Origin of the sequence: Microcystis wesenbergii FACHB-1317 (assembly GCF_014696875.1) — a bacterium.
Taxonomy (GTDB): domain Bacteria; phylum Cyanobacteriota; class Cyanobacteriia; order Cyanobacteriales; family Microcystaceae; genus Microcystis; species Microcystis wesenbergii_A.
Genome location: NZ_JACJQV010000063.1, coordinates 1 through 5564, shown reverse-complemented (window position 1 = coordinate 5564; position 5564 = coordinate 1). Strand labels below are relative to the sequence as shown.

General features: G+C 47.2%; 5 protein-coding genes. 2 read left to right on the top strand and 3 right to left on the bottom strand.

Annotation, left to right across the window (positions count from 1 at the left end; all coding sequences use genetic code 11):
• Positions 1 to 285 precede the first annotated feature (285 nt).
• Positions 286 to 1311 (top strand): ABC transporter permease, encoded by a 1026-nt coding sequence (locus tag H6F92_RS02960; RefSeq protein ID WP_190356737.1) that lies wholly within the window; start codon positions 286 to 288, stop codon positions 1309 to 1311.
• Positions 1312 to 1524: 213 nt separating this feature from the next.
• On the opposite strand, the gene H6F92_RS02955 is transcribed toward H6F92_RS02960, so the two are convergent.
• Positions 1525 to 2442: a glycosyltransferase family 2 protein gene (locus H6F92_RS02955; RefSeq protein WP_190356736.1), complete on the bottom strand. Its 918-nt coding sequence runs from the start codon at positions 2440 to 2442 to the stop codon at positions 1525 to 1527.
• Positions 2443 to 2705: 263 nt separating this feature from the next.
• On the opposite strand from H6F92_RS02955, the gene trpA reads away from it, so the two are divergent.
• Positions 2706 to 3500 carry a tryptophan synthase subunit alpha gene (trpA, locus tag H6F92_RS02950; protein WP_190356735.1) on the top strand — a complete coding sequence of 265 codons (795 nt, stop codon included), beginning with the start codon at positions 2706 to 2708 and terminating at the stop codon, positions 3498 to 3500.
• Between the two features lie 281 nt (positions 3501 to 3781).
• Here trpA and H6F92_RS02945 read toward each other — a convergent pair whose 3' ends face one another.
• Together H6F92_RS02945 and H6F92_RS02940 are read right to left on the bottom strand one after the other, a co-directional pair.
• Positions 3782 to 5032, bottom strand: a complete 1251-nt coding sequence (locus H6F92_RS02945; RefSeq protein WP_190356734.1) for a nif11-class peptide radical SAM maturase 3 — start codon at positions 5030 to 5032, stop codon at positions 3782 to 3784.
• A 16-nt stretch (positions 5033 to 5048) separates the two neighbouring features.
• Complete coding sequence (locus tag H6F92_RS02940; protein ID WP_104395452.1) at positions 5049 to 5252, bottom strand: hypothetical protein; 204 nt, start codon at positions 5250 to 5252, stop codon at positions 5049 to 5051.
• Between the last annotated feature and the right edge of the window lie 312 nt (positions 5253 to 5564).

Genomic DNA, 5564 nt, shown 5'->3' with positions numbered 1-5564 from the left:
TTCGCTTCGCTTCAACCGCGCATTTACCAATGTATCTAACTTCCCTAAGTTTGTCAACCCCTTTGGGCAAATTTTTTTGATCTTTTTTCTATCCCTTGCTCCGTAAGCTTTTCGGACCTTCGGGTTTTTTGCTGGTCCCTTGATTAGAACTGGCGGTGCGGATATGTTAGTTTATTTGTACTAAATATTTTCCTCAATTTAATTTTTTATTCAGTACCTCTCGATCGCTGGGTCGATTTTGGGGTATGGTTCCTTGAGAATGTATTTTCTGAAAGGAAAGCCCTCATGTCTCGCCGCGCTGCTTTACAATCCTATTTACTGGTGCGTTTACTCCTAGCTCCCTTGATGTTATGGACAATCGTGACGGTGGTTTTTCTGCTGATGCGTGTTGCTCCCGGTGATCCCACGGATGCGATTTTAGGCAACCGCGCCCCTGAAAGTGCCAAAAATGCCCTAAGAGAACAGTTAGGACTGAATAAACCCCTATTTTTCCAGTATCTAGACTATATTTTTCACCTAATGCGCCTCAATTTAGGAGACTCTTTAACCAGTAAGGGGGTGACGGTGTGGGAGATTATCGCTAAACATTTTCCGGCGACGGTGGAACTAACTTTTTATGGAATGCTAATTGCGGTGATAGTGGGAGTCGGATTGGGAATTATCACCGCTTCCCGTCCGGATACCTCCCTAGATGCGGGGGGACGTTTATTTGGACTGATAACCTATTCCTTGCCGATTTTTTGGGTGGGAATGCTCTTACAGCTAATTTTTGCGGTACAGTTGCGCTGGTTTCCCTTGGGGACTCGTTTTCCTTTGAGTGAGACTCCACCCCAGACAATTACGGGTTTATACACCTTTGATAGTCTGATGACTCTACAACTAGATAAGTTGCCTACGGCGTTGTATTATCTAGCCTTACCTAGTTTTACTCTCGGCATTCTTTTGAGTGGAATTTTTGAACGGATGGTGCGAGTTAATCTGAAACAAACTTTGCAAGCGGATTATGTAGATGCTGCAAAAGCGAGAGGAATACCAGAAAAAACGATTATGATCGCCCATGCGCTGAAAAATGCCCTAATTCCCGTAATTACTGTCTTAGGATTAACTTTTGCGGCTCTTTTAGGTGGTGCAGTCTTGACGGAAGTTACTTTTTCTTGGCCGGGTTTGGGAAATCAGTTATATCGAGCGATTTCTCTGCGGGATTACCCAACAGTGCAGGGATTAATGGCTTTTTTTGCGACAATAGTGGTTTTTGCCAGTATTTTGATCGATCTAATCAATGCTTACATTGATCCTCGCATCCGTTATTAATCAGGGAGAGGGAATTATGAAGTGGGGAAGTGGGGAAGTGGGGAGTTTGAGCATTTGTGCTAAAATCCCAATAGGCAGCTTAAAGACAGTACAGCTTGACATAAGACAACAGCCGTGAAATTGATGTCACAGCTAATAAAAAATGGATCAGGATTGCTTTTTATATCTAGGTTGTTGTTAGGTGATTGCTGACTGATTAATAATGGTTGAATGTTAATCGGCCTTTCCTTTCAGGGAGACGAAATTAGACCTATGGGAATTAAGATTGTCACCATTTTGCGGAGGATGAAAACGATTTCTCACTTCGGGGGGAGTGGGTAAACCCTGTTTCATTTCTGCCACTTTTAAGAGGATCAAATACTCGTAAAAAGCTTGCAGAGTACACCAAGCAAAACCAGCTTTACCATCGAGAATTCCCGCCAAGATAAAATACATATAAAACCAACGAAGCAGGGGACGAAAAGGCAATCGTAGAGAAAAATCTTTTAAAGCTCTCCGTCTATCTACTTCAGTTTCACCAAAAAATAAATTTTTCCAACTAACACCACCGTTAGCCAACTGATGTAGGGTTTCTGCCGCTTCATCGCTAGAATAACGATTGTGTTTTTCAATCCAACGACTTAAACCTTTACTACAGGTATAGTGGGGATAGGTTTCTTGTAAAAAAGAGGTTTTTCCTCGACATTCTTCCCTTTCCGTGTGACCATAATCGCTAAACCAGACTTGATCTTTTCTAAATAGACGCATTTGATAACGGGGATACTGGGTGCTGCGACGGATCCAAGTTCCCATAAACATAACTCTTTCGGCCACATAAAAACCAGTAAATTCCTGTTGTTGAGTGGCACGCAGACATTCTGCATACAGTTGGGGTGTCATCCTTTCATCTGCTTCGAGAATATAAACCCAATCGTATTTAGTCTCGATATTTTCTAACATCCAAGTTCTTTGTTTACCATGACTCTCGAATTGATGCTGAATCACGCGCACTGGATAACGAGAAGCGATCTCTACTGTGCGATCGCTACTGTAGGAGTCAACCACAATCACATCATCGGACAGAAGTGCCGATTCCACACAGGCGGCAATATCAATTTCTTCGTTATGGGTGAGAATGTAAATGGAAAACATAGATATAGTATGGTGTTTGATTATACGAAACTCGATCGGGTAGTAGTCCTATTGTGTACCGGAAAAAGCGGAATGAAAACCAGTTCATAGAAGAGATTTTCTCAAAACTACCAGACTGCGCCTATTTTACCCTCGATCGCCATTTTGTCAATATTCCTTGAGTATTACTTGAAAAATTCTTTACCTGAGCTTACAGCGACCGGCAATGAGCTATTCCCCGCCATGAGATAATAGACGGTGCTTTATGTCTTCAGTAATTTTCGATGACTGCTGTTTCCGAGTGTTTTCGTTCTCTCCGTTCCCAGGGGAATTGTGCCTTGATTCCCTTTATCACTGCCGGTGATCCCGATTTATCTACCACTGCCCAAGCTTTACGCATTTTAGACCGGGCAGGGGCCGATCTGATCGAGTTGGGGGTTCCCTATTCCGATCCTCTCGCAGATGGTCCGGTTATTCAAGCGGCAGCCACCCGCGCTTTAAATCGGGGTGTCAAGTTGGAAGATGTGCTAGAAATCGTCAAAAATGCCCGGGGAGAGGTGAAAGCTCCGATTATTCTCTTTACTTACTATAATCCTATCTATCATCGCGGGATAGATGTCTTTTTAGACCAAATTAAAGCAGCCGGGGTGAGTGGTTTGGTGGTTCCTGATTTACCCCTAGAGGAAGCGGAAAGTCTGCTGCAACCGGCTGCCGCTAAGGGAATTGAAGTGATTTTATTGGTAGCGCCTACCAGTCCCCCGGAACGAATACAAGCGATCGCCCGGCAATCCCAAGGTTTTATTTATTTGGTGAGCGTCACGGGAGTGACGGGAATGCGGAATCAAGTAGCCACCAGAGTGGAGGAATTGCTCGATTCTATCCGTTCTGTCACCGATAAACCCGTGGGGGTAGGATTTGGCATTTCTGACGCGACACAGGCGCTACAGGTGAAAAAATGGGGTGCTGATGCGGTAATTGTCGGCAGTGCCATGGTTAAACGTCTGGCCGATAATTCCCCCAGCGATGGGTTAAAATCCCTCGAAGAATTCTGCCGTAGTTTAAAACAGGCGATTCAGTGAGGGATGAGGGGTTAAGTAGTCGTGCAAAATTAATTTCCTAGTCAAGATAGGCAAGAGGCAATAGGCAATAGGCAAGAGGTGGTTAGATATGCGTAATTAATTTTGCTTAGGTACTTAGTGGATGCGGATTAGAGCGAGCGTTCATGTCTTCTCGTTCTGAATTCGTTCAATTTCATCCAGTGCTTTTTTCGCCCGGAATACAGCCCGGAGATAGGCGATCTGGCTCTCCCACGCCGATCGGGGTAGAATGGGGGGGATAGGGTTCGGGTTCTCGTTCATGGTTAGATTGTGGGGGTGAGTACGGGGGTTTTGTTTTGCCAGCTTTCTGGCCATTGGATCGCGTCGGCACTGAAGGCGAGGGGATCATTGGCTAGGGGAGAATAGAAGGGTTCTTCTACCAGCGCGAATTGGCCGTTATCGAAGGGAATTCCCGCTGCAGGGCGATCGAGGTAGAATCTCTCTCGGATTCCCTTCTCCGCTTGTTTTAATGCTCGGTGGTGACAGTAGGGATTGTTCCCCCGGCGATCGAAGAAAACATGAGCCGTCCAACTACAACCACCGCGGCAGAGTTCGGCGAATTCACAGGTTTTACAGAATCCCCAGAGATGATCGGTTCCCTTCGGGGTTCCCTCACCGAGGTTGAAGCGCAGTTCTTCGGCCTCTTCGATAATCTGGCGCAGGGAGCGATCGCGGATATTGCCCCCAGTATAGGCTGCGGTGGGAAGGGAGGGACAGCCTTTGATCGCTCCGTCGGCCTCGATACCCAGTGCCGCCAGTCCGGCACTACAGCCCTGCCAGAATGTCCACGCATCCCCTCCCCGCAATAAACGTTCGTAGGGGCCGTAATAGCCGATATTGTTGCCCGGTTGTACATCTACCCCCTCGCGTCGCGCTTGCTCGGTGACACGGGCGACCATCGGGTATAGTTCTAGGAGTTCGTAGGGTTGCAGGAGAATTTCCGAGTTATCGGCGGCGTTCCCCATCGGGACGGTTAACTGGATCTGCCAGGCAAATACGCCCGCATCGCGGATTTTTTCGTAGATTCGGGGAAATTCGGGGGCAGAAAGGCGATTGATTTGGGTATTGCAACCGAAGGGGATACCGGCTTGTTTGAGGTGGCCCATGGTGCGGAAAGCCCATTGCCACGAACCTGGTTTCCCCCGCAGGCGATCGTGGGTAGTTTCTAATCCGTCCACGGAGACGGAGACAACTTTGATCCCCGCGTCTTTCATCTTGTGGGCGGTGTCGAGGGTGATGCCGTAGCCGCCGGTGGTGACACCGCAGATCATGCCGGCGTCGGTAATCGCCCGGGCGATATCGAGCCAGTCGGGACGGAGGAAGGCTTCTCCCCCGATCAGGGTAACTTCTTTGATGCCCACTTCGGCAAGTTGACGGACGAGATCGAGGGCTTCTTCAGTGGTAAGTTCGTGGCTACGGGTATGGCCGGCGCGGGAACCGCAATGTTGACAGGCGAGGTTACATTTCAGGGTAATTTCCCACACGGCGTAGCTGATGCGACGGTATTCGGTCATTGGAATTATCCTCGATTTAGGCGTAGTAAGTACGACCGCCACCGCCACCGCTGGTCGAGCCGTATACTTGTTGCATCCGTCCACCGACGATCGCTTTTAAGTCTTCTTCGGTTAAGTCTTTGAGTTCGTCATCGTTGGCGATTTCGTCCAAAACCTTTAAACGAAAATCGGGATCGGTTGCTAGTTTTTCGGTAAAGTTCGGGGTGCGATCGAAAGACATAATTAGCTCCTTACAGGTTTAATACTCGATAAAGTTTATGAGTCGGTTGGAATTAGAAATCCACGAAACGATCTGCCGGTAATCCGTACATCGGTTGAACGATTATAGAGGGGAAAGGCAAAGGAGATCCGTATATTTGGTGTTTGTTCAGCCATCCCCCGACGATCGCTTTTAAGTCTTCTTCGGTTAAGTCTTTGAGCAGAAGTGTTGAACGTTGAGAAAAGTCAGAAAAAAATGCTATTATAGATAGAATCTAGACAACTTATTCCCCTCACAATAGGGAGTTTGCCCTGATGACGAATTTTTCAAAAC